Source organism: Flavobacteriales bacterium (assembly GCA_016124845.1).
GTDB lineage: Bacteria > Bacteroidota > Bacteroidia > UBA10329 > UBA10329 > UBA10329.
Genome location: WGMW01000033.1, coordinates 76,557 through 101,095, shown reverse-complemented (window position 1 = coordinate 101,095; position 24,539 = coordinate 76,557). Strand labels below are relative to the sequence as shown.

The window sequence follows — 24,539 nt, the reverse complement described above, 5'->3', positions numbered from 1 at the left end:
ATGAAATTAACAAACTGTTTCTAATTTTTCACAACGTCTTTGGAAAGTTTTTGAAGATCCATCCCATCGAAGTTCCCAGAACTCATCAGTAGCAGATTCTTCTTCTTCCAGCTCATCTTATGGAGGAACTCCTTTAATTCTGATGAATCGGTGATAACGATGAGATCTTTCTTCCCGAACGCCTTTTTCACTTCCTTTTTGGTCAGTTCAGGCAGCTTCTTGTGTTTCAACGTTTTAGGATTGAAATACACGATGGCCGCGTCCGCCAACTTCATGCTTTTGCGGTATTCCTCCAAAAACTTGAGGTTGAGCGAACTGAACGTATGAAGTTCCAAAACAGCTACAAGCTGACGGTCGTCAAACTGCTTCTTAACAGCAGCAACCGTGGCTTTTACCTTGGATGGCGAATGCGCGAAATCCTTGTAAACAACGGTTTTCTTGGATGATGCCAACAGCTCCAATCGCTTGCTGGCACCTTTAAAGTCTTGAATGGCGTGGTAAAAATCCTTATCCGTAACGCCCAAACTGGCACACACCAAGCGCGCCCCGTTCATATTTACCAAGTTGTGTTCACCGAACACCTGCAACGGAATCTTTCCTTGGTCTGTGAGTAGATAGGTGATGCCATCTTCGATCACATGAGGCGGAACGGAGTACGGCAACAGCGAAATATCATTCTCCGCATCTTCCGCCACTTTCTTCACTTCCGCATCATCAATACAGTAAATGAGCTTCCCTCCTTTCTCGATCAGATCCACGAACATGGAAAACTGCTCCACGTAGTTGTCGAATGTCGGAAACACATTCACATGATCCCAAGCAATACCGCTTATCAGCGCGATGTTTGGTTTATACAGATGGAATTTCGGCCTGCGGTCGATGGGACTGCTCAAATATTCGTCACCTTCAAGAATCACCACAGGCGCTTTCTCGGTCAGCTTCACCATGGTATCGAATCCGGCCAGTTGCGCACCGACCATGTAATCGGCATCCACACCACATCTGTTCAGCACATGTAGAATCATGGCTGTGATGGTCGTTTTGCCATGACTTCCACCAATCACCACGCGTGTCTTGTCCTTGGTCTGTTCGTAGATGTACTCCGGATAGGAATAAATCTTCAATCCCAACTCCTGCGCTTTCAGCAACTCGGGATTGTCGCTCCGTGCATGCATTCCCAGAATCACTGCGTCAAGATCATTTGTGATATGATCAGGATTCCAGCCCATTTTCTCAGGCAGCAGACCGTACTTTTGCAAACGGCTCTTGGAAGGCTCGAAAACTTCATCATCAGACCCCGTAACTTCATACCCTTTGTGGTGCAAAGCCAAGGCCAGATTGTGCATGGCACTTCCCCCGATTGCTATGAAATGGACCTTCACGTAAACGAATCGTTAAGCAAATGTTAACGACCGCAAAATAAGACAGCCCCACCATGTGGCAATGTTAAATTTTGAGGCGGACGATGGCGACTGACCACAGTCGACAGTAGGACAACCGTAGTCTATAGACTGTAGACTATCTGCTATCTTGCAGGCAAATCAGAAATAATGAAACTCTACAGCATAGAAACTGGATTTTTCAAATTGGATGGTGGTGCCATGTTTGGGGTTGTGCCGAAATCGATCTGGCAGCGGACCAACCCTGCCGATGAGAATAACATGTGTACGTGGGCCATGCGCTGTCTGCTGATAGAAGACGGGAACAGGCTGATCCTGATTGATAACGGCATTGGCAATAAGCAAGATGACAAGTTTCTGCGGCACTATTATCTGCATGGCAATGCTACGCTGGAAAAGAGCCTTGCCAAGCACGGTTTCGGGAAAGATGACATAACGGATGTGTTCTTGACACATCTCCATTTTGACCATTGTGGCGGAAGCGTGAATTGGAACCGCGACCGAACAGGGTTTGAGATGAATTTCAAAAATGCCACATACTGGAGCAACGCACGCCATTGGAAATGGGCCACCGAGCCGAACAGACGCGAACGTGCCAGCTTCCTCAAAGAGAATATTCTACCGATACAGGAAAGTGGGCAATTGAAATTTATTGAGAACGAAGGCGAATGGATTCCGGGAATCGATATTCTGTTTGCCAATGGTCACACCGATGCACAGATGATCCCGAAGATCCAATACAAAGGACAGACCTTGGTCTTCATGGCCGATCTTCTTCCATCAGTAGGTCATTTTCCTATTCCGTTTGTGATGGGGTATGATACGCGCCCACTCATCACGTTGGATGAAAAGGAGAAATTCCTGAACGAAGCAGCCGACAACAACTACCTTCTCATGTTCGAACACGACTCGGTAAATGAATGCAGCAGCGTGGTGCATACAGATAAAGGCGTGCGTTCTGACAGGACTTTCAAATTGGAGGAGTTGTGAAAAACTTCCCCGCTCATTTCCTGACAACCGTACGATAGGTTAGCCGTCAAATGCATAGATTGACCCGATCAACCAACCGCATTTGACAGAATAACTAAATTCGAACAGATCATTCTTCTGAATGATGTTGCAGAGATGATGAAACGCTGGCCAATACCCCTGATCGCCATGCTCACCATGTTGGTGTTCTCAGGTAGCGTTTATTCTCAATGTCAGCAATTGGTGCCTCTTGAAGTGATCAACCCCGGGTTTGAAGGACCGACTTCGCCTCATATTACACCTGCCCCGTGGAGCACCTGTGGAATTACTCCTGACACACAACCTGGGTCGTGGGGCGTAACCTTGCCACCGTCTGAGGGCAACAGTTATGTTGGATTTGTTTACGGTGGCTCGAACTGGCAGGAAGGTGCCTCCCAACAGCTAAGCGGAAGTATGCAAGCTGGTGTTCAATACACCTTCACAATAGACCTTGCTGCAACGCCTGCTTCCGGTGGAGGCATCAACCCCAACTCATTCTGCCACATGGAAGTTTGGGGTGCAAGTGCCATCTGCACTAAGACAGAGTTGCTCTGGAGTTCCCCGCTCGTTACGCATTACAACTGGCAAACGTACACGGTCTCCTTCACACCAAGCCAAAACTGGACGCATATTTACTTTATCTGCAACTGCGGGCCGATGGGTTATATCCTTCTGGACAACATCACACCGATTCAGGCAAACAACCCGAATGTTTTCATCACCTCGCATGTGGATGGCGATGCAGAGACCTGCGGGTTTACCCTTGCTGGAAATGTGAACGATGCGGTGATCGACTCGGTGATCCTGACGGGGAATTTCCAAGGTTCTCCCCTACCTGCAACCATGAACGGATTGGATTGGTCTGCCCCCATCACCTTCAACGGTCCCGGAAACCAGACCATTACGGCCACGGCCTATTACACCGATCAGCAACAGCAGGAAACCTGCGTTTATACAGACGTGGATCTGGTCATCAATTCCCCTTCGTCCGATTTTACATTTATAAGTCAGTGCGATGGAACGGCCATTCCGTTCACAGATCAATCTGCACCGTTCGGTAACAGTACTATTAACGTTTGGAACTGGGATTTCGGAGATGGTAACACGTCCACGCAGCAGAATCCGACACACACGTACAACACCTCTGGAACGTACACGGTAAGTTTAGAGATCACTTCTTCTGATGGCTGTTCAGTCACTTCAAGCCAAGATGTACCCGTTTATGAAAACCCAACAGCTGACTTTACATTCAACGAGGCTTGCGAAGGCGACATAACGGATTTTTGGGATGTCTCCACCCTCACAGTTGGAACGATTACCAATTACTCGTGGGATTTCGGGGATGGAAACACCTCCTCGGTTCAAAACCCGACCAACGCTTACAGCACTTTGGGAGTTTATGATGTACAACTCACCCTAACCACCGCAGATGGATGCACGGGTTCTATCACGCAACAAGTTGGCATGTATCCGTTGCCCGAAGCAGATTTCAGCTTTGCGGATGCTTGCTTGAACACCGATTTCCAGTTTACAGATGAAACAACAGTTCTTACTGGTTCTGTCGCTGCATGGGATTGGGATTTTGGGGATGGAAATACGTCAACCGTTCAGAATCCGACCAACCTTTACGCTTCAGATGGTACTTTCCAAGTGACATTGACCGCAACCACAGACCACAACTGCTCAGACACCAAAACGCAGACGGTCACCGTGCATCCACTTCCCGTGGCCGACTTTACCAATACAACGGTCTGTGCACTCATTGACATGGATTACACCGATGCCTCTTCGGTCACATCTGGAAGCATTACAGGTTGGCAATGGTATTTCGGAGATGGCAATACTTCAACCATTCAAAATCCGACAAACCTGTTTGCCACGGGAGGAACCTACACTTCCTCATTGGTCGTTACAACTGCTTTGGGCTGTGAGGATTCAGTAGCTACAGATGTGACTGTTTATCCGAAGCCAGAAACAGAATTCAACCCGATAGATGCGTGTCTGAATGATGAGAACATCTTTGTGGATCAAACCACCATCACTGGTTCAAACCTTACTGGTTGGGACTGGGATTTCGGAGATAATAACGGTACATCAACGGTTCAATCTCCCGTTTACACTTACTCCAACTCAGGGCAGTATTTGGTTGAACTGATCGCTACCACGGCCGATGGTTGCAAGGATACGATTGAGCATAACGTTCAGGTGTATGAGCTTCCAGTTGCCGATTTCACGTTCACCAATATCTGTGAGGATGACTCCGTTCAGTTTACGGATGCATCCACCATTCCTTCGGGCAACATTTCTGGCTGGGAATGGGATTTCGGAAATGGGAATACATCCACATTACAAATTGCTCCTTATCAGAGCTATCCGGCAGATAACTTCTACCCTGTCTCACTTGTCGTGTCTTCTGGTTTCGGATGTTCAGACACATTGGAACAGACCATTGAGGTCTATCCTGTTCCAATTGCTGCTTTTGCGTTCGATAGTGTGTGTTTTCCATTGGAGATTCAGTTCACGGACCTTTCCGACCCGAACGGTTCCTACAACATCACCAATTGGCAATGGAACTTCAGCGATGGACAGACAAGTTCGCAGCAATCGCCAAGCATGGATTTTGGAATGCCGGGAACCTTCTCTGCCGACCTCTTGATAAGCAATGCACCTGGCTGTAAGAACTCCATTTCTGGAGGCGATGCCGTGGTTCATCCACTGCCCGTGGCCGTATTCCCCGAAGGATTGGCCACCTGTTTGGAAGACACCATTTTCTTCACGCAAGAATCCACTATTGAACCCATAACCGATGATACGATCATGCATTGGAACTGGAACTTTGCCGATGGATACAGCTCCACCGATATGGAGCCATTCCATGTTTATGCTTCGCATGATCTTTATGATGTGGTGCTGACCGTGACCACGAACCACGGTTGTCAGGATGACCAAATGAATGTGGTTGAGATCTATCCGCTACCTGATGTGAGCTTTATTGCCGACCCACCTCAAGGTTGCGCACCACTTCGGGTTCAGTTCATCGATCAATCCTCCATTCCAAGTCCTTATGTGCTTTCCACTTGGGAATGGACGCTTGGAGCAGATTCGCTGACTGCGGATGTTCCATCTCCTTCCATTGTTTATGACCCGGAACTTGAACCGATGGATATTGCGCAGTACGATATTGACCTTATCGTGACCAGCACCAATGGTTGCGTTACCGAACTTGCCAAACCAGCTTACGTTACCGTCTATCCGAAACCGGTTGCCGATTTCTCGGTCAATCCTGAAAAGACGAACATAGTCAACCCGAAATTTGAGCTGACCGATCTTTCTACAGAAAATGTGACCAATTGGGACTGGAGCTTTGGCGATGGAACGTACAGCAATGAGCAGAACCCGACCCATTATTATCAAGCGGTCGGCACCTACGGAATCGGACTCATCGTAGAAACCCAGTTCGGTTGTCAGGACACGATTGGTCTGGAAGTAAAGGTTGAGCCAATATTCACCTTCTACATTCCGAATTCATTTACGCCTGATGCGGATGGCATCAACGATGATTTCTTCGGTACAGGCGAAGGATTCGATTCGTACTCCATGTACATCTACGACCGGTGGGGTGAGTTGATATTCGAATCGAATGATCCCGAATATCATTGGGATGGAACTTATAAAGGTCAGCAGGTTCAGCAGGGAACATATCCGTACCGATTCTACATTATCGACTGGCAAGGAGACGACCACCAATACGTGGGTGCCGTTACACTTCATCGTTAACTTGTTCCCAGACAACTTCAAGCACAGGATCGCGTCAACCTAAGCGAAGTCAGATCTGAGTATATTCGAATCATTAGTTTAACTTCGGAGAGGCAATTCTGTGCAAAGCCATAACCCCATATCGCATGGTTGCAGCAAGCGGCTGTATTCAATTCTGAAAGCGTTTCTTCTTGTTGGAATTCTTTCCGTTACATCTTCGGTCTTTGCTCAGGAAATATGCAATAACGGTGTTGATGATGATGGTGACGGACTGATCGATCTGAATGACGATGAATGTGTCTGTGAAGGTTTCGGAGGAACCTCAAATGTCTCCTCTCTCATCCCTAACAGTTCGTTTGAAGACCGAAGCTGCTGTCCCAACAGCTACTCACAATTGAACTGTGCGGACACTTGGATTCAAGCATCCACACCAACTTCGGATTACTGGAACACCTGCGGAGCGGCCGGAAGCAGCTACGATGGTGGAACCGTGCTTCCACCACCTGATGGGACAGGTTTTGTTGGGTTTATTAACATGAGCGGTTGGCAAGAGTACGTGGGTGCCTGCCTTACCTCTACCATGACGGCTGGCGACAACTACCAACTCGATTTCTGGTTCGGGCAGACAAACAACAGCCCACTGATCGATCTTACCTTTTATGGAACGCCCAATTGTGGTGATATTCCGTTCAGTGGAAATGATTGTCCAATGGGTCAGGGCGGTTTCGTTACACTGGGATCCATTTCTGTTGGGGGTGGTAGCGGTTGGGTCCAGGAATCATTCAACTTCACACCTTCAATCGATATCAACGCCATAGTGATAGGAGGCGCGTGCGGTAGCGGTGGCGCGAGAACATACTATTACTTGGATGACCTGAGTTTGAACTCAACCGACCTGTGGGAGGTTTTGGCCGTGAATCAGGTTGGATTGTACTGCGAGGATAATATTGTGCTTCAGGCGACATCCGACAGCGTGGGTGGAACATGGCAATGGTACAAGGAAGGAATCGCGCTGCTTGGTGAAACCGCTCCGAATTACAATGTTCCGGCAGGTGCTCCCGGCCTGGGAAACTACACGGCTGTTTACACAATAGGAAGCCAATGCGAAGCCAAGGATATTGAAGTGGTCCAGCCCGACCTTCCTACCGCAGATTTCACCACCGCCAATGTCTGTTTCCCCGCTGATGTGGTTTTCACAGATCAGTCTTCGGTAGCAAGCGGAAGCATCACCAACTATGAATGGGATTTTGGAGACAACAACACCTCGACTCAACCAAGCCCCACGCACACCTATCAAATAGATGGCACTTACACAGTTGAACTTACGGTTACGACAGATATCAGCTGTGTGGAAACGCACCAAATGGACGTGACCGTTTATGCCAAACCGCAAGCCGATTTTTCCTCGGTTCCCGGATGTTTGGGCGACCCGACCGTTTTCACCGATCAGTCACAGATCAATGCGCCCGCAACCATCACACAATATGAGTGGGATTTCGGGGACAGTAACACTTCCACACAGGCAAGTCCATCAAACTACTACACGATCGACAGCACCTACAATGTGGAGTTGATCACCACAAGTGGTGACGGTTGCTCGGACACGACCACCGCTGTCATCGATGTATATCCAACACCGGTGGTGGATGTTTCCGTACAGGCAGAATGTACGCTGGATGATGTGCAGTTCGTGAACAATTCCAGCATTTCGAGCGGAACCATCGACCAATATGATTGGGACTTTGGCGATAATACGACATCAACGTTGGCGGCACCTGTTCATGTTTACACGGCACCGAATACCTACACCGTCAACTTCATAGCAACCAGTGATCATAGTTGTGTGGCCGACACCACGTTTCAACTTGTAAGTTATCCGAATCCGGTTGCCGATCTGACCGTAACGGATGTGTGTGCTTACGACCAAGTGTCCATAACGGACAACAGTTACGTGATCGCGCCCGGTACCATTGACACGTACGAATATGACCCAGGCGACAATTCAGGTGTTCAAAGTTCGGTCCCGAGCCAGTATCTGTATGGTGCTGCTGGGGCTTACACGATCGAATTGATCGTAACTACGCAGCAAGGTTGCGATGACACGGTTCAAGTGGTGACAAACGTTTATGATGTTCCGACTGCCGATTTCAGCTTCACCAATATCTGTGAGGACGACTCCGTGCAGTTCAACGACCTTTCCACCATTGCGTCTGGAAGCATCAATTCTTGGCAATGGGACTTCGGGAACAACCAAACTTCAACACAACAGATTCCGCCATTCCAGAGTTATCCAGCAGATGATCTTTACCCTGTTTCGCTTATCGTTGCTTCTGGTTACGGATGTTCCGACACGTTGGAAGATGTCATCGAGATCTATCCAGTTCCGATCGCTGATTTCACCTTTGACAGCGTATGTTATCCGCTGGAGATTCAGCTCACGGATCTATCAGATCCGAATGGAGCTTATAATATCGTCACATGGCAATGGACGTTCAATGACCCAAGCAATCAGACGAGTTCAATTCAAAATCCGTTGATGGATTTTGGAGCTCCGGGAACTTATGGTGCAACGCTACAGATCACAAACGATCCTGGTTGCAAGAATTCCGTATCGTTGGGAGATGCGGTTGTGCATCCGTTGCCTGTGGCCGACTTCCCTGATGGCTTGGCCACCTGTTTGGAAGACACCATCTTTTTCACGGATGAATCCACGATCACCCCCATTACGGATGATGTGATCGACACATGGACATGGGACTTGGACGATTCGAACTTTCTCTACACCCAGAATGGATTTTACGTGTATCAAGATCCAAATCTCTACAATGTCAATCTCACCGTGGAAACCAACCATGGTTGCATGGGTGACCAAACCAAAGTGGTGGAGATCTACCCGCTGCCGAATGTCGATTTCAGCGCTTCTCCACAGGAAGGCTGTCAACCGCTACAGGTTCAGTTTTACGATGGCTCAAGCATTCCAGCGCCTTACTCGCTTGCCAGTTGGGAATGGACGTTGGGCAGCGACTCATCCATCGCAAACGGTCCAAACCCGTATATGATGTACAATCCTGAAATTGATCCGCTGGATATTGCACAGTTTGACATTTCACTCACGGTCACCTCAGCCAAAGGCTGTGTCTCAGACATTTACCGTCCGAACTACATCACGGTCTATCCCAAACCCGATGCCCTTTTCTCGGTGGATGAGCAGGTGAAGAACATCATCAAACCTGAGTTCATTTTCACCGACCAATCTTCGGAGAACGTCACACTTTGGGATTGGAGTTTTGGCGATGGCTCCACTTCCACCGATCAGAACCCGATCTACACTTATGGAGATACAGGCACATATCCGATCGTGCTGATGGTAGAGACGCAATACGGTTGTTTGGACACCATCGATTACAAAGTGAAGGTGGAACCGTTCTACACGTTCTACATCCCCAATTCATTCACGCCAGACAACGACAACATCAATGATGACTTCTATGGCCAAGGACAGTTCTATGTATCGTACGAGATGTGGATCTACGACCGTTGGGGTGAGCAGATCTTCTACTCACAAACCGATGATTACCATTGGGACGGCACTTACAAGGGCAAGCAGGTACAGGAAGACACCTACATTTATCGCTTCTACATTATTGATTGGGAAGGCCACGACCACCAGTACAAAGGCATCGTAACGGTGCATCGGTAACGGCTTCTGGTTTCTTCCAAGGATAATCCGTTGAAACTACGTTACTTTCTACATGTTTAGACAGCGTAAAGCCGAAACTACACCGACCGTGACCGTCACAAGCATTTGACTTAGTAGGATTTGTAAAACGTTATTTCCTTTTTTGAAATACCCAATACTTGCGTGCCTTTGACTGAATCGACCCTATATCCTACCGAAATGATGGCATCAAGATTATAGTATTCGACCCTATAGGTCTTACCGTCTGACGCAGTTGTTGCATTTTTTGCAACAACTTCATTCCTGACCAATTCACCGTCCTTGAAAATATTGTTCAAATGTCTGGAAATGACAGACTTATCCTTTTCAAACAAATCCACCATTTGCAACTGAGACAACCAGACCGTGTCATCTTTGAAGGTGACATTCACATGCGTGCCACCATCTGGACCATTGAAGATTTCAACCTTATCAGCCAAGACTAAAACTTATCCAATTCCCCAGCTTTCTGCATCACTTTTACCAACTTTCCGTTGGAATATTTTGCACGATAGGTGATATTTCCATCCATGTCCCAGTAAGTGTTGGTACCATCCAAACGACCTTCGTTGTAATTGATGTTGAACCACTTGGCCCCATGTTCATACCAAGCTTGGCAGAGCCCCTGTAGTTTTCCGTTCGCGTAAGACAGTTCCTGGAATTTGAATCCGTTGGAATAGAACAATTTCCAGAGGCCATCCTTCTCTCCCATCTTGTAATCGCCCTCTGCACGCAACGCACCTGATTCGTGCCATTCGATGCTGTGACCGTCTTCCAATCCGTCCTTGTATGATTTATCGTACTGCTTATTGCCGTTCGGGTACCAGAGCAACGCCTTTCCATCGCGTTTTCCGTTCTTGTAATTGACATCGAACTTCGGTTCGCCACCTTCGAAATAACCGAGCCATTTGCCGTTCATTTCACCATTCACAAACTCGCCTGTTTCCTTTACCTGTCCGTTCTTGTACCAAGAGGTCCAAATGCCTGTTTCCTTATCGTTTTCGAAGGCACCTGTGCTGAACGGCTCCCCCGTTTCGTAGTAGCGCAACCAAGCACCAGATTTCAGTCCGTTCAGAAACGAACCCGTCTTCCACTTCGTGCCCTCCAGTTCGTAGTTGTAAACCCATTCTCCCGTCAGTTTATCGTTGGCGAAAAGTCCTTTGCTGCCAAGCGTTCCATTCTCGTAGAAGAATTTCCACTCACCTTCGCGCTTGTCGGCCACAAAAGCTCCTGTCATTTCCGTGTTCCCGTTCTGGTAGAACCAAGTGAACTTGCCTTCCTTTTTTCCATCCTTGAACGTTCCCGTCATGCTCAGCTGGCCGTTCAAATGCCATTGCTCTTCTTTGCCCTGCTGCTGCCCGTCCTTATAATTTGCAACACGCTTCTTCTGTCCTGTTTTGTAGTAGAAATCCCATTCACCGTTCTTCTCACCGTTTTTCAAAGTACCTTCAAACTCCACTTTTCCGTCAGGATAAAAACTGATGTTCTTTCCATTTTCGGTCTCCTGATCACTTAATAGCTGACCATCGCGGTAGTAGCATTTCCAACGACCTGTCTTGACGTTGTCCTTGTATTTGCCTTCGCAGAAGAGATTACCATCCTCGTAGTAGCTCTTCCACATTCCCTGCTTCAAACTGTCCGTCATCTTGCCTTCCTCCTTCACATTGCCGTTCGGCCAAAGTTCCTTCGTATTCTCCTGCCCGATGGACAGAAGCGGCAACATCAACAGTATCACAAGCACATTTCTCATATCACTTCAGTATAATTTCCTGTACGGTCTCTTCACCTAATTCCTTATTCATGTTCTGGATGATGCTCTCTTTTGCGAACGAAAGCTCATTGCGCAGCACCGAACTATCCAATTTTACGGTCAACTTCCCTGCTTTGTAATAAATGGAAGTGGTGCGATTCTTCACCGCTGGTCCGAGCAATTGCCCCCAAAGATGAACGATGCGCGTTTCCTTGGCCTTATTGGCCATGGGATGATTGTCGAGCCAATCTTCGATCACCTCCTTAAGAGGCTGCTGATTGGAAAGCCGTTTGCTCATCCTTTGTAATCCTTTAGGAAGGCTTTCACATTCTGATCGATGCGTTCGGTGATATTCGCAGACGCAATAGGAACGAACTTCTCGCCAACGATCATCTCGTATAATTCGATGTATCGCGAAGAAACCGTTTGCACGAACTCATCTGGCATAAACGGCATTTGCTGTCCGTCTTTGCCTTGGAAACCGTTCTCCATCAACCACTCGCGTACAAACTCTTTGGAAAGCTGTTTCTGCGGTTCGCCCTTGGCCTGTCGCTCCTCATATCCATCGGCATAGAAATAGCGGCTGCTATCTGGTGTATGGATTTCATCGATCAAGTAAACCTCCCCGTTTCTATTTCCGAACTCATACTTCGTATCAACCAAGATAAGCCCTTGTTTTTCAGCCATTTCAGAACCTCTCTGAAACAGTTTTCGGGTGTAAGCTTCCATTTGCTCATAATCGGCCTGTGGGACAATTCCTTTGGCGAGAATGTCTTCTCTCGAAATGTCCTCATCGTGGCCTTCTTCGGCCTTGGTTGCTGGCGTAATGATCGGTTCTGGAAAGCGGTCGTTCTCCTTCATTCCGTCTGGCATCGGCACACCACAGATGATGCGCTTTCCTGCTTTGTACTCGCGCCAAGCGTGACCAGCAAGGTAACCACGGATCACCATCTCCACACGATACGGTTGGCACGCATGACCTGCAGAAACCACAGGATCTGGCAATGCAACCAACCAATTGGGAACGATGTCTTCCGTAGCGCGGAGAAACTTGGCAGCGATCTGCGTAAGTACCTGTCCTTTGAACGGAATTCCCTTGGGCAGAATGTGGTCGAAAGCAGAAATACGGTCGCTGGCCACCATCACCAACAGATCGGTGCCGATGGTATACACATCACGGACCTTTCCCTTGTAAACGTTCGTCTGTCCCGGAAACTGGAAATCCGAACTGGTAAGCGTGGTCGGAAGTTTCAATGCCTCACTCATTATTTGTCTGCTTTAGCGTAAATGTCTACAATTCTTTTCACGATGGGGTGGCGAATGATGTCCGCCCCGCCCAATTCGATAAATGCAATTCCTTTGGTTCCACGCAAAAGATTCCATGCGTTGCGAAGTCCGCTCTGTACTTTCTTCGGAAGGTCGACCTGCGTCACATCTCCCGTAATAATGAACTTGGCCGAATTGCCCATTCGTGTAAGGAACATCCGCGTTTGTGCATCAGTGGCGTTCTGCGCCTCATCCAAAATCACGAATGCATGATCGAGCGTGCGACCGCGCATAAAACCCAGCGGTGCGATCTGAATCACACCTGTTTCCATGTACTGCGTGAGCTTCAACGGAGGAAGCATGTCCATCAATGCGTCATACAACGGCTGCAAATATGGGTCGAGTTTCTCCTTCATGTCTCCTGGTAGGAAACCGATGCTTTCGCCAGCTTCCACAGCGGGACGCGTAAGGATGATGCGCTTCACTTCCTTGCGTTTCAATGCTCGGACGGCCAGCGCAACCGCAGTATAGGTTTTCCCAGAACCAGCGGGGCCAATGACGAAAACCATGTCATGGTCCTCAACGGCTTCCACGATCTTTTTCTGATTGTGCGTTCTGGCCTTGACCAAATTACCGTTCGGACCATGAACAAGCACCGAATCATCAAGGTCTTTCTCATTTCCCGAATCGCTTAGAAGCAAGCGTTCGATCTCTGCCATCTGCAAACTTCCGTACTTCTTGTAATGGCCTTGAAACTGCTTGAAACGCGCTTCGAATTCCTCAATGGAATCATCATCTCCGATCAGTTTCAGATCCTGACCGCGACCGATCAATTTCAGGTTTGGAAAGTACTTGGCAATGGTCTTGAGTTTCCGTTCGTTCACCCCGTAGAATTCCAACGGTGGAATCGGTTCAATGCTGAAAGTTTTTTCGCTCAAGAAGCCTTCAAATTAACGGGGTTCAACTTTTGGTGCGTGCGCTTATTATGTAGCTTTGGAACGGTTACAAAGTAACGTAAATTGCCCTCAGCACTCACCGAAAAAACCTCCATTTAACCAACAGATGTCGATAATCACATTAACGACAGACATGGGTCATCGCGACCATTATGTTGGTGTTCTGAAAGGCGCTATTTACAAGCAATTTCCCGAGGCCAAGATCGTAGATCTATCGCATGAGGTGAAGTCATTCTACATCCCTGAAGCGGCCATGGTTGTTCGTAACTCGTATCCCGATTTTCCGAAAGGAACGGTGCATCTTATTGGTGTGAGTCCGAACCGCAATGAGCGCATCAACCACTTGGTGGTTGAATTCAAAGGACAGTACTTCATCGGTGCAGACAACGGCATGTTTCCGCTCATCTTCGATCGCGAACCCACCAAGATCTTCGACCTGAGCATGATCACGCAAACAGCCACATCGGTCATCTTCCCTACACGGGATATTTTCTCCGTTGCTGCCTGTCATCTCGCCAAAGGCGGAATCATGGAAATTCTTGGCAGACCAGCACAGATACTGAACGAGCGGACGCAATTCGTTCCAACCATCGATGGTTCGACCATTCGCGGACTGGCCATTCATATCGATGTGTACGGCAACATCATCACCAACATAGACCGTGGTCTTTTTCAGACCGTTGGTCAGGGACGTCCGTTCGAAATCCGCTTTCGCAAAGAACAACATGTCATCAATCGCATCTTCGAATCGTATTCGGATGTGCCAAATGGGGAAAAAATGGCTTTATTTGGAGCTACAGGATTACTGGAGATAGCCATTAACCGTTCGAGTGCAGCACAACTTTTGGGCGTAAAGCATGAGGACGTCATAAGTATTGAGTTCAGATGATAACGCGCATTGTACAGCTTACTTTCCAAGAGCATTTGGTAGATGAATTTTTGAAAACCTTTGAGGTGAGCGGCCCCAAGATCCGTGCATTCGATGGCTGCCGTAGCCTTGAACTTGTGCGCGACAAGTACCGTCCGTACGTGTTCTTCACCATCAGCAAGTGGGAAACCGAAGATGCCTTGGAAGCCTACCGCGAATCTGACCTTTTCCGCAACACGTGGAAAGTGACCAAAACACTTTTCTCGGTTCCAGCGCATGCTTGGTCGACCGTAGATAGCGGGCATTAACACTCTATCTTTGGCGTAGATGAGTGCCACGCCAGAATCCATACTCAAACAATACTGGGGTTTTGATGGATTTCGTGCGCAGCAGCCGCAGACCTGAACAGCCTGTTCAGACTACTGTTTCTATATCTATTTACATATAAATAAGATTTGGTAATGCAAATTATATCTCATAACATATAATTCTTTATTTTTACATTAAATTATATCAATCAGCATATAATGAAAGGATTGGCTGAGTTTGTTAAAGCGCGGAGAAAGGAGGTGAACCTCACACAGGAAGAGTTTGCAGAACGCGCTGGTGTGGCACTTACGGTGGTTCGCAAAATAGAACAGGGAAAAACCAACCTGAATATGAAAAAGGTGAACCTTGTCTTACGCATGTTCGGGCATGAACTTGCTCCTGTGAACAGCAAAGACCTGAGCAGATGAGAAGCGGAAAGGTGTTTTACAAGAACAGCTTGGCAGGAACGATCACCGAAACCAACGATGGTGAATTTGTCTTTCGGTACGATGCTTCGTATGTGAAAAAACATCCGAACCGACCGATCACCTTCACCATGCCTGTTACCGACAGTCCTTATCAAGACAATCGGCTGTTCCCGTTTTTCGAAGGCCTGATACCCGAAGGCTGGCTGCTCGATATTGCGTCTAAGAACTGGAAGATCAACCGCAACGACCGTATGGGACTTCTACTGGCCTGCTGCCAGAACTGCATCGGTGCGGTAAGTGTCGAACCAATTCCTACGGAAGATGTCGCGTAAATGCCTTTACTGTTATCAGCCGTTGGATGGTGATGCCGACTTCCACGAGAAATGCTCCGTAGAGTTTTTCGGCACACGCCAACCACCGACCATCGAATATTCATTGAATCAGATGGATGAGCTGGCCAAGCAGGTGGTTGAACGCAGCGTAACCGTTCCTGGTGTGCAGCCCAAATTGTCCATGTCGTTGGTAACAACCGCCAGAAAAAAAGCGGATGCACGACTGACCGTTGTCGGTGCGCTTGGCGGCCAATACATCTTCAAACCACCATCCGACCGATTTCCTCAAATGCCTGAGAACGAACACGTCACCATGCGCATTGCTGAGGCTTTCGGTATTCGCGTGGTTCCCTCTTCCCTCATTCGGCTGGCCTCTGGCGAACTGTCATACATCACTAAACGCATTGACAGAACTGACAGCGGAGAGAAGATTCACATGCTCGATATGTTTCAGGTCACCGAAGCCTTTGACAAGTACAGAAGTTCCATGGAAAAGGTCGGCAAGGCACTCGACAGTTATTCGAGCAATACCCTTCTTGACAAGATCCTTTTCTTCGAACTGACCCTGTTTTCCTTCTTGACAGGGAACAATGACATGCACCTAAAGAACTTTTCGATGATAGAAAGTGCATCGGGCTGGATGCTTGCTCCTGCCTATGATCTGCTGAACGTTGCCGTCATTCTTCCAGACGACCAAGAAGAATTGGCGTTGACGCTGGCGGGAAAGAAAAGAAAACTCCAACGAGAACATTTTAACCGATTCGGCAATGGGCTTGGACTTACGGACAAACAGATGGAAAGTGCATTCAATCGCATGAAGCGCAACCGACCGAAAGCCGTCAAACTTCTCAATGACTCGTTTCTTTCGGACGAAATGAAGTCGGCTTACGGCCAACTGCTTGATCAGCGATATTCCCAATTGCATCTCTCATAGCTCCACAACCATCTATCTTTGGCGTAGATGAGCGTTACGCCAGAATCCATACTCAAACAATACTGGGGTTTTGATGCATTTCGTGCGCAGCAGCGCGAGATCATTCAAGAGGCTTTGGATGGCAGAGACGTGTTGGCCTTGCTGCCTACTGGAGGTGGAAAATCCATCTGTTTTCAAGTTCCAGTGCTGTGCATGGATGGCATTTGTATCGTCATTTCGCCACTCATTGCGTTGATGAAAGATCAGGTGGAAAACCTGAAGAAGAAAGGTATCAATGCGGTGGCGCTGCATTCGGGGCTGCACTTCTCGCAGATAGACACCATTCTGGACAATTGCGTGTATGGAGATGTGAAGTTTCTGTACATGAGTCCTGAGCGCTTGCGGACAGAAATTGTGCAAGTGCGGCTTCAGAAAATGAACGTGAATCTGATTGCGGTGGATGAGGCACATTGCATCTCGCAATGGGGTTATGACTTTCGCCCGCCCTATTTACAGATAGCGGAAATAAGAGAACTACTACCGAAAGTTCCTGTGCTTGCTCTGACCGCCACCGCCACACCGAAAGTTGTGGAAGACATTCAGGAAAAACTGGCGTTCAAAAAGAAGAACGTCATTAGAAAATCGTTCGCTCGCGAAAACCTTTCTTACATGGTGCTGCGAGAAGATGACCTGAAAGGACGCATGCTGCGCGTGTTGGAGAAAACATCTGGAAGTGCCATCATCTATGTTCGAAATCGGAGACGAACCAAGGAAGTTGCGCAGTTTCTGCAATCACAAAAGCTTTCGGCTTCGTTCTACCATGCAGGACTTTCATTTGAGGAACGACAGACACGCCAGAATGATTGGATCAATGATAAGACGCGAATTATCGTTTCTACGAATGCCTTCGGAATGGGTATCGACAAACCCGATGTACGTTTGGTCATTCATCTCGGTTTCCCAGACAGTTTGGAGGCATACTTTCAAGAAGCTGGCCGCGCAGGGCGCGATGGCAAAGAGAGCTATGCGGTGGCACTTGTTGGAGAGAAAGACATCACCGAACTGAAGAAGCGCTTGGAGAACGAATTCCCAACCCGCGAACGCATCAAGGAAATGTATTATGCATTGGGCAGTTATTTCCAACTGGCAGAAGGAAGCGGTGAAGACGTTTGGTTCGACTTTGACCTTGCCGCTTTCTGCGACCGCTACAAATGGAAACCCAATGAGGTAATGAAATCCATTTCGTTCTTGGAAAAGGCAGATGTTTTGCAGGTTTCGTCCAATTCGGACCCGCGTTCGTCACTACAGATTCTCGTCAATCACGATACGCTATACGATTTAGAAATGCGCAATCCGAAGGTGAACCGATTGACCAAGGTGTTGCTACGTTCCTATGGAAGACTGTTCGAAGAATTCGTTCCAATAAACGAACAACTCATCGCCAAACGTTCTGGTTATTCGTTGGAACAGGCAACCGCTATTCTGCAAAAACTGCATGGTTTGAAGGTTATCGACTACAGACCCTCAACCGGACTACCGAAGCTCACATTTGTGGGTGGCCGCGTTCGCAAACAGGACATTTACCTTTCGAAAGAGGTTTACGAATTGCGCATTCAACTTATCAAGGACCGCATCAATGCAGCTATTCATTTTGTGGAAAGTGATAAGGTCTGCCGAAGTCAGATGCTGCTCAAATATTTCGGAGAGATGGAAAGCAAACACTGCGGAAAATGTGATGTGTGTCGAGGACTTTCTAAGCTTTCGCTGGATGAGAAAGACATCGACCTCGTGAAGTCTAACATCGGTTCGGAAACAAGTATTGATGAACTTTTCGAAAAGGTTGAACGTCCTGAAAAAGAGATACTTAAAGCAGTTCAATTAATGCTTGACAATAACGAACTGATCTATCACATGAACGGAAAGGTCGGACTGCCGTGAAGAAGTTGCAAGTTGATTTTTATGACCGTGACGATGTGGTTCTAATTGCGCAGGAACTAATCGGAAAAGTGCTTTGCACGAATGTCGATGGCATCATCACCAAAGGGATTATCACAGAAACAGAAGCGTATGCAGGAACGGTCGACAAAGCTTCACACGCCCATGGCGGAAAACGAACCGACCGCACTGAGATCATGTTCGGAAAACCTGGAATCTCGTACGTGTATCTGTGCTATGGCGTGCATTCACTATTCAATGTGGTGACGAATAAGAAGGACATTCCGCATGCGGTTCTGGTTCGTGGAATTCATCCGTTAGAAGGCATAGAAACCATTGTTTCCCGAAGGAAAACCAAAGAACCATTGCATCGAATTGCTGATGGTCCGGGCAAACTGACCAAAGCATTGGGAATTGAATTCCGCCAACACAACAATCTTGATCTTTTGGGAGATACAGTTTGGATCGAAGACCATTCGATTGCAGTGAATCCGACCGAGATTGAAATTGGTCCACGGATTGGAATTGACTACGCAGAAGAAGATGCGCTACTTCCCTATCGGTTTCGTTGGAAGAATCCAGAAACACTATCTTAACTATGGTCGAGATGAAATCTCATAGCCACTGATTCACAGATTTACACTGATGTTCTCAGATTAGAATCAATTGAACGGTGTGATCTGTGAGAATCCGTGAATCTGTGGCCAATAAATGTCTTCTTCAAAATCAATTCATCCATCATCGAATACCTTTGCCGCCCGCATGAAGACCGTCACCATTAAAAAAGGAAAGGAAAGCTCGTTGCTGCGCAGGCATCGATGGGTGTTTTCGGGTGCCATTGCCAAAACGTCCTCTCCAGTTGAGAATGGTGAATTGGTCGGTGTCCAAAGTTTCAATGGCAACTTCATTGGCATCGGACACTATCATGATGGTTCCATTGCGGTTCGGATGCTGACGTTCGAAAAAGAGCGCATCGACCAAGAATTCTGGAACAAACGACTGCAAGAAGCTTTTGATGTGCGTCAAAATCTGGGACTGATCGGCAAACACAATAATTGCTTCCGATTGATTCATGCCGAGGGCGATGGACTGCCTGGCTGCGTGATCGATATCTACAATGATTGTGCAGTGGTTCAGAGCCACACCGATGGCATGGCCAATTCGGTGAAGGAAATTGCTGAGGCGTTAAACTCGCTGAAAGGTTTGAAGCTGAAAACCATCTACCATCGCAATGTTCCGCGGAAATCGGGCGAATTCTTGAAAGGAAAAATGGATGAGGGAATTTCGATTGAGAACGATCTGCAGTTCAAAGTGAATTGGGTTGATGGACAGAAAACGGGCTTTTTCCTGGATCAGCGAGATAATCGCTCATTGGTTGGGCAATTCGCCAAAGGCCGAGACGTGCTGAACACCTTCTGCTACACAGGTGGTTTCTCGGTTTACGCCTTGGCAAACGGTGCCAAAAAGGTGACCTCGGTGGATATATCGCAACCTGCGGTTGAAATGGCGGCAGAGAATGCTCGAATCAACGGTTTTGAAAAGAACCACGAAGCCATCTGCGAGGACGCTTTTAAGTATTTGGAGCGAACAGATGGCTTTGATATGGTGATCCTGGATCCGCCAGCGTTTGCCAAATCCATCAAAGCGCGTCATAGGGCCGTACAAGGCTATAAACGTTTGAACGAAACGGCTTTGAAACGAATGGCCCCGAACAGTTTACTTTTCACCTTCTCGTGCTCGCAGGTGGTAAACCCACAGATGTTTGAAAGTGCCGTTCTGGCTGCCGCCATCAATGCTGGCAGAAACGTCCGCGTGCTAAAACGATTGGGTCACGCACCCGATCATCCTGTCAACATTTTTCATCCCGAAGGAGAATATTTGAAAGGATTGATGCTTTACGTTTCGTAATGCATGAAACCATTTCATACCGCAACATCTGGCGGATCTCCTACCCGCTCATTCTGAGCTTCTTTGCCACTTCGGTCATCAATATGACCGACACGGCTTTTATGGGGCGCATCAGCGATGTGGCGATCGGTGCCACGGGTCTCGGAGGCATCTACTTCCTCATTTTTCTGATGGCCGCGGTCGGGTTGGGAATCGGTGCGCAGATCATCATGGCACGTTATCACGGTGAAGGAAACATGCCGCGTGTCGGTCGGGCTTTTGACCATCTGCTTTACCTCATGTTGGTCTTGGCAATTGCCTTGATCGCGTTGCATTTCATCGTTGCACCGATCATTCTCAGCGCCATCATTTCATCCGATGCCATCCTTGAAAGCACGCTGGTGTATCTGAATATCCGCATCATCAGTTTCGTTCCGAGTTTTCTGACCATTGCCTACCGCTCCTTTCTAACAGGTGTGAGTACAACACGGCCTATCTCCTACTCGGCTGGCATCATGGCCGCACTCAACTTCTTGTTCAATTACCTTTTTGTTTTCGGGAATTTCGGTTTTCCGAGAATGGAGATCGAAGGTGCTGCGTGGGCTTCGGTGCTTTCCGAAACCTCTGGCCTGATCTACCTGATGCTTTGGGTTCGATATAGAAAATTCGGACAGCAGTTTGCTGCATTTCAGTTCAAACGTCCGCAATTACCGGTGGTAACCAACATGCTGAAAGTGGCATTTCCCGTGATGGTGCAACACATGGTTTCGCTTTCTGGGTGGCTAACATTTTTCCTAATGATCGAAGGAATGGGCGAACGACCGCTGGCCATTTCAAACGTGGTACGTAGCGCCTATTCCATCCTCATGGTACCGTTGATAGGCATTGCGCAAGGGACACAGACGTTTGCCAGCACGCTCATCGGACAAGGTGGAACGGAACTGATGGGCAAGCTCATCAAACGTCTGGTAATCGTAAGCTTGGCCTCAACCATTCTGATGGTTTTGCTGAATGGAATCTTCCCACGTTTCACACTATCCATTTTCACGAACGATGTATCGTTGGTAGATGAATCCATGTCGATCATTCCGATCATCAGCATGGCCATTATGGTGTTTGCCGTGGCAGTTGTCCTTATTTCCGTGGTTTCAGGCACGGGAAACACCCAGATCACGCTTCTTATCGAAGTGACCACCTTGGCCATTTATCTCACCTTCCTGTACTTGGTGGTAAGTGTCTATCACCAATCACTAAAGGTCGTTTGGACCTCAGAGTTTGTCTATTTCATATTCATTTCGCTGTTTTCGGGCATCTATCTTTGGAGCGGAAAGTGGAAAAACACGAAAGTTCATGAGTGAGAAAACGACATGCTACGGCCACAGATTCACAGATTTTCTCTGATTTGTATGATTCTACTTTTGTGCGAAATCTGTGAGTCTGTCGCTTTCAGATGTCTTTAAATATCAATCCAATTTGAGATGGTCGGAATATGAGTAAGGAACGAATTGTTTTTATGGGCACGCCCGATTTTGCCGTTGCTACGCTGAAAGCGATGTTGGATGCGGGTGCAAATGTGGTGGGTGTGATCACCGCGCCAGACCGACCCGCAGGACGCGGGATGAAGCTGCAACCATCGGCCGTCAAGCAATTTGCGGTTGAAAATGGACTGAAAGTACTTCAACCAACCAATCTCAAATCAGAAGAATTCCTGAATGAACTAAGGTCTTTGGATACCACGCTCCAAGTGGTGGTCGCCTTCCGCATGCTGCCCGAAGTAGTGTGGAACATGCCTCCAAAGGGAACATTCAATCTGCATGCTTCACCCCTGCCCCAATATCGAGGTGCTGCACCCATCAACTGGGCGGTGATCAATGGAGAGAAGGAATCGGGCGTCACCACGTTTTTCCTTCAGCATCAAATAGATACAGGAAACATCATCTTTCAGGAAAAAGTACCGATCGCTGATGATGAAACGGCTGGCCAACTGCATGATAAACTGATGCGTGTCGGTGCCGATCTGGTTGTAAAAACACTGGCCGCGATTGAAAATGGAACGGCACCTTCCATTCCTCAGAACAGGATAAAAGGAGAACTGAAAGAAGCCCCGAAGATCTTCAAGGAAACCTGTAAGATCGATTGGAACCGACCTTCAAAGGAGGTTTACAACCTGATCCGTGGGCTGTCTCCGTATCCAACGGCTTTCACCTCTTTGACAAAGGATGACGAAGAGGTCGGGCTGAAGATTTTTCGGGCAAGAAAAACGGGAAAAAACGAACACGGGAAAACGGGAATCATCTCCGTTGAAAATGACCATCTTTTCATTTCCTGCGCAGATGGTTGGCTGGAAATTTTGGAACTTCAAATGGCTGGAAAAAAACGAATGAATGCTGGTGATTTTCTTCGCGGATTCGATCCTACGGGTTATGTCTGCAAATAAGCCCATGCGCTGAAACCCGCTGTTCACGGGCATTACAGCCGCAGTTATCAACAAAGGATGGCTTTTATCAACAAAACGACACGATCTTGATTCGTACGTTTGACACGCTTGACAGTCCGCCTATATTTGGACTATCAAACGAAGGTTAAAAACACTAATTGTCATACCATGAACAAGGCAGAATTGATTGAGCAAGTGGCCGCAGAGGCTGGTCTTTCCAAAGCAGATGCAAAGCGCGCTCTTGACGCGTTTGTGAATGCGGCAACTGGAGCATTGAAAAAAGGTGAACGCGTAGCCTTGATCGGCTTCGGATCGTTCTCCGTATCTAAGCGTGCTGCAAGAACAGGACGTAATCCAAGAACTGGTACAGCCATCAAAATACCTGCAAAAAAGGTGGTACGTTTCAATCCAGGAAACGAACTTTCTGATGCCGTGAAATAAACCGAATGTCCAATGATAGAGGAAGGCTCCATTCGTGGGGCCTTTCTTATTTTGACCTTACCTTAGACAACAAATGAGCAAGCAAAAGAAGATTGATTCCTTCGACCCGAACGGCCCTGGTTTGGCCGATGCGGGTCTTTTCGGACTTCCATTCGAAGTGGAAGATGCCGAAGTGGTGGTAATGCCCGTGCCTTGGGATGTAACGGTCTCTTTTGGTGATGGCACATGTCAGGCACCAGAGGCCATCATGTTCGCATCCAAGCAGGTGGATCTTTACTACCCAGGCTACAAGGACGCGTGGAAAATGGGCATCGCGATGAGCGAATACCCGATGGAATGGGTGGACCTGAACCGACACTACCGCAAGCAGGCGCAAGAGGTGATCGAGATGCTGGAGCAAGGAACATCCGAAGAGAGTTCTGCGGTCCGTTCGCTGCTCGATGGCATCAATGAGCAATGTGGCGAGTTGATGGAGTATGTCTATCAGCGGGCGCTGAGCCAGCTGAACGAAGGAAAACTTGTCGGTGTGCTCGGTGGCGACCACAGCACACCGCTTGGATTGATGCGCGCCTTGGGCGACAAGCATGATTCGTTCGGAATTCTGCAAATTGATGCGCATGCCGATCTGCGCGATGCGTATGAGGGCTTCACTTACTCACATGCAAGCATTATGACCAATGCGCTGAAGCTTGAAAGTGTGACCAGATTGGTTTCGGTCGGTGTGCGCGACATCTGCGAAGAGGAAATGGACGTGATCTTCGGTTCGAATGAACGGATCGTGGCCTTTTTTGATGAGCAACTGAAGACCAAGGCGTTTGAGGGAGAAAGCTGGAAGGAAACGTGTAATGCCATCATCAACGAACTGCCGCAGAAGGTTTACATCAGTTTCGATATTGATGGACTGAACCCTTCCCTCTGCCCTGCCACAGGAACTCCAGTGCCTGGAGGTTTGAGCTTTGAGCAGGCCGTTTATCTGATAAAGGCGGTTGTGCGCTCAGGTCGTACCATTATCGGTTTCGATCTGGTGGAAGTGGGAATTTCTGAGAACGAATGGGACATTAACGTTGGGGCGCGCATGCTGCTTCATCTGTGCAACCTGATGGGCGCTTCCAACGGAAAAATGCCCGAATGATCG

General features: G+C 48.0%; 21 protein-coding genes. 15 read left to right on the top strand and 6 right to left on the bottom strand.

Translation table 11 applies throughout. From position 1 onward, the window contains the following. Positions 1 to 20: 20 nt before the first annotated feature. Entirely contained in the window at positions 21 to 1,382 is a 1,362-nt protein-coding gene (locus GC178_12840; GenBank protein MBI1288451.1) for a peptidoglycan synthetase, read from the bottom strand. Positions 1,383 to 1,550: 168 nt separating this feature from the next. On the opposite strand from GC178_12840, the gene GC178_12835 reads away from it, so the two are divergent. From GC178_12835 to GC178_12825, 3 genes are all read left to right on the top strand, one after another. After that, entirely contained in the window at positions 1,551 to 2,390 is an 840-nt protein-coding gene (locus GC178_12835; protein MBI1288450.1) for an MBL fold metallo-hydrolase, read from the top strand. Positions 2,391 to 2,525: 135 nt separating this feature from the next. Then, positions 2,526 to 6,185 (top strand): PKD domain-containing protein, encoded by a 3,660-nt coding sequence (locus tag GC178_12830; GenBank protein MBI1288449.1) that lies wholly within the window; start codon positions 2,526 to 2,528, stop codon positions 6,183 to 6,185. 100 nt (positions 6,186 to 6,285) lie between these two features. Further along, complete coding sequence (locus tag GC178_12825; protein MBI1288448.1) at positions 6,286 to 9,864, top strand: PKD domain-containing protein; 3,579 nt, start codon at positions 6,286 to 6,288, stop codon at positions 9,862 to 9,864. 110 nt (positions 9,865 to 9,974) lie between these two features. Here GC178_12825 and GC178_12820 read toward each other — a convergent pair whose 3' ends face one another. The 5 genes from GC178_12820 to GC178_12800 form a co-directional block, all read right to left on the bottom strand. Further along, positions 9,975 to 10,226 carry a hypothetical protein gene (locus GC178_12820; protein MBI1288447.1) on the bottom strand — a complete coding sequence of 84 codons (252 nt, stop codon included), beginning with the start codon at positions 10,224 to 10,226 and terminating at the stop codon, positions 9,975 to 9,977. Positions 10,227 to 10,324: 98 nt separating this feature from the next. Continuing rightward, entirely contained in the window at positions 10,325 to 11,632 is a 1,308-nt protein-coding gene (locus tag GC178_12815) for a hypothetical protein (GenBank protein ID MBI1288446.1), read from the bottom strand. Between the two features lies 1 nt (position 11,633). After that, the gene (locus GC178_12810; GenBank protein ID MBI1288445.1) at positions 11,634 to 11,930 is read right to left on the bottom strand and encodes a DUF721 domain-containing protein; all 297 of its coding nucleotides are present in this window, start codon (positions 11,928 to 11,930) and stop codon (positions 11,634 to 11,636) included. Beyond that, the gene (locus GC178_12805) at positions 11,927 to 12,898 is read right to left on the bottom strand and encodes a phosphoribosylaminoimidazolesuccinocarboxamide synthase (protein ID MBI1288444.1); all 972 of its coding nucleotides are present in this window, start codon (positions 12,896 to 12,898) and stop codon (positions 11,927 to 11,929) included. Before GC178_12805 ends, GC178_12810 begins: the two co-directional genes overlap by 4 nt. Further along, complete coding sequence (locus tag GC178_12800; GenBank protein ID MBI1288443.1) at positions 12,898 to 13,836, bottom strand: AAA family ATPase; 939 nt, start codon at positions 13,834 to 13,836, stop codon at positions 12,898 to 12,900. Before GC178_12800 ends, GC178_12805 begins: the two co-directional genes overlap by 1 nt. A gap of 124 nt (positions 13,837 to 13,960) precedes the next feature. Between GC178_12800 and GC178_12795 the strand changes: the two genes are divergently transcribed. From GC178_12795 to GC178_12740, 12 genes are all read left to right on the top strand, one after another. Further along, the gene (locus GC178_12795) at positions 13,961 to 14,743 is read left to right on the top strand and encodes a hypothetical protein (GenBank protein ID MBI1288442.1); all 783 of its coding nucleotides are present in this window, start codon (positions 13,961 to 13,963) and stop codon (positions 14,741 to 14,743) included. Next, positions 14,740 to 15,030 carry an antibiotic biosynthesis monooxygenase gene (locus tag GC178_12790; GenBank protein MBI1288441.1) on the top strand — a complete coding sequence of 97 codons (291 nt, stop codon included), beginning with the start codon at positions 14,740 to 14,742 and terminating at the stop codon, positions 15,028 to 15,030. The genes GC178_12795 and GC178_12790 overlap by 4 nt, the downstream gene beginning before the upstream one ends. 219 nt (positions 15,031 to 15,249) lie before the next feature. Next, the gene (locus GC178_12785; protein ID MBI1288440.1) at positions 15,250 to 15,459 is read left to right on the top strand and encodes a helix-turn-helix domain-containing protein; all 210 of its coding nucleotides are present in this window, start codon (positions 15,250 to 15,252) and stop codon (positions 15,457 to 15,459) included. Beyond that, positions 15,456 to 15,791 carry a phosphatidylinositol kinase gene (locus GC178_12780; protein MBI1288439.1) on the top strand — a complete coding sequence of 112 codons (336 nt, stop codon included), beginning with the start codon at positions 15,456 to 15,458 and terminating at the stop codon, positions 15,789 to 15,791. The genes GC178_12785 and GC178_12780 overlap by 4 nt, the downstream gene beginning before the upstream one ends. Further along, entirely contained in the window at positions 15,781 to 16,725 is a 945-nt protein-coding gene (locus tag GC178_12775; GenBank protein ID MBI1288438.1) for a type II toxin-antitoxin system HipA family toxin, read from the top strand. The genes GC178_12780 and GC178_12775 overlap by 11 nt, the downstream gene beginning before the upstream one ends. 27 nt (positions 16,726 to 16,752) lie before the next feature. Continuing rightward, entirely contained in the window at positions 16,753 to 18,642 is a 1,890-nt protein-coding gene (locus GC178_12770; protein MBI1288437.1) for a RecQ family ATP-dependent DNA helicase, read from the top strand. Next, positions 18,639 to 19,235, top strand: a complete 597-nt coding sequence (locus GC178_12765; GenBank protein ID MBI1288436.1) for a DNA-3-methyladenine glycosylase — start codon at positions 18,639 to 18,641, stop codon at positions 19,233 to 19,235. The genes GC178_12770 and GC178_12765 overlap by 4 nt, the downstream gene beginning before the upstream one ends. Positions 19,236 to 19,401: 166 nt before the next feature. Next, on the top strand, positions 19,402 to 20,547 hold the full coding sequence (locus GC178_12760; GenBank protein MBI1288435.1) for a methyltransferase domain-containing protein: 1,146 nt from the start codon (positions 19,402 to 19,404) through the stop codon (positions 20,545 to 20,547). Further along, positions 20,547 to 21,884: an MATE family efflux transporter gene (locus tag GC178_12755; GenBank protein MBI1288434.1), complete on the top strand. Its 1,338-nt coding sequence runs from the start codon at positions 20,547 to 20,549 to the stop codon at positions 21,882 to 21,884. Before GC178_12760 ends, GC178_12755 begins: the two co-directional genes overlap by 1 nt. Positions 21,885 to 22,015: 131 nt before the next feature. Beyond that, positions 22,016 to 22,963, top strand: coding sequence for a methionyl-tRNA formyltransferase (locus GC178_12750; GenBank protein MBI1288433.1), 948 nt, complete (start codon positions 22,016 to 22,018; stop codon positions 22,961 to 22,963). Positions 22,964 to 23,131: 168 nt separating this feature from the next. Next, positions 23,132 to 23,404 carry a DNA-binding protein gene (locus GC178_12745; GenBank protein MBI1288432.1) on the top strand — a complete coding sequence of 91 codons (273 nt, stop codon included), beginning with the start codon at positions 23,132 to 23,134 and terminating at the stop codon, positions 23,402 to 23,404. Between the two features lie 73 nt (positions 23,405 to 23,477). Further along, positions 23,478 to 24,536, top strand: coding sequence for an agmatinase (locus tag GC178_12740; protein ID MBI1288431.1), 1,059 nt, complete (start codon positions 23,478 to 23,480; stop codon positions 24,534 to 24,536). The last annotated feature ends 3 nt before the right edge of the window (positions 24,537 to 24,539 follow it).

Bases quoted from the DNA above. Each gene is read 5' to 3' on its own strand.
- GC178_12745 (MBI1288432.1), top strand. From the start codon at position 23,132: ATGAACAAGGCAGAATTGATTGAGCAAGTGGCCGCAGAGGCTGGTCTT.
- GC178_12790 (MBI1288441.1), top strand. From the start codon at position 14,740: ATGATAACGCGCATTGTACAGCTTACTTTCCAAGAGCATTTGGTAGAT.
- GC178_12755 (MBI1288434.1), top strand. From the start codon at position 20,547: ATGCATGAAACCATTTCATACCGCAACATCTGGCGGATCTCCTACCCG.
- GC178_12820 (MBI1288447.1), bottom strand. From the start codon at position 10,226: ATGGTGGATTTGTTTGAAAAGGATAAGTCTGTCATTTCCAGACATTTG.
- GC178_12785 (MBI1288440.1), top strand. From the start codon at position 15,250: ATGAAAGGATTGGCTGAGTTTGTTAAAGCGCGGAGAAAGGAGGTGAAC.
- GC178_12770 (MBI1288437.1), top strand. From the start codon at position 16,753: ATGAGCGTTACGCCAGAATCCATACTCAAACAATACTGGGGTTTTGAT.
- GC178_12835 (MBI1288450.1), top strand. From the start codon at position 1,551: ATGAAACTCTACAGCATAGAAACTGGATTTTTCAAATTGGATGGTGGT.
- GC178_12760 (MBI1288435.1), top strand. From the start codon at position 19,402: ATGAAGACCGTCACCATTAAAAAAGGAAAGGAAAGCTCGTTGCTGCGC.
- GC178_12815 (MBI1288446.1), bottom strand. From the start codon at position 11,632: ATGAGAAATGTGCTTGTGATACTGTTGATGTTGCCGCTTCTGTCCATC.
- GC178_12805 (MBI1288444.1), bottom strand. From the start codon at position 12,898: ATGAGTGAGGCATTGAAACTTCCGACCACGCTTACCAGTTCGGATTTC.
- GC178_12795 (MBI1288442.1), top strand. From the start codon at position 13,961: ATGTCGATAATCACATTAACGACAGACATGGGTCATCGCGACCATTAT.
- GC178_12780 (MBI1288439.1), top strand. From the start codon at position 15,456: ATGAGAAGCGGAAAGGTGTTTTACAAGAACAGCTTGGCAGGAACGATC.
- GC178_12740 (MBI1288431.1), top strand. From the start codon at position 23,478: ATGAGCAAGCAAAAGAAGATTGATTCCTTCGACCCGAACGGCCCTGGT.
- GC178_12750 (MBI1288433.1), top strand. From the start codon at position 22,016: ATGAGTAAGGAACGAATTGTTTTTATGGGCACGCCCGATTTTGCCGTT.
- GC178_12830 (MBI1288449.1), top strand. From the start codon at position 2,526: ATGATGAAACGCTGGCCAATACCCCTGATCGCCATGCTCACCATGTTG.
- GC178_12775 (MBI1288438.1), top strand. From the start codon at position 15,781: ATGTCGCGTAAATGCCTTTACTGTTATCAGCCGTTGGATGGTGATGCC.
- GC178_12810 (MBI1288445.1), bottom strand. From the start codon at position 11,930: ATGAGCAAACGGCTTTCCAATCAGCAGCCTCTTAAGGAGGTGATCGAA.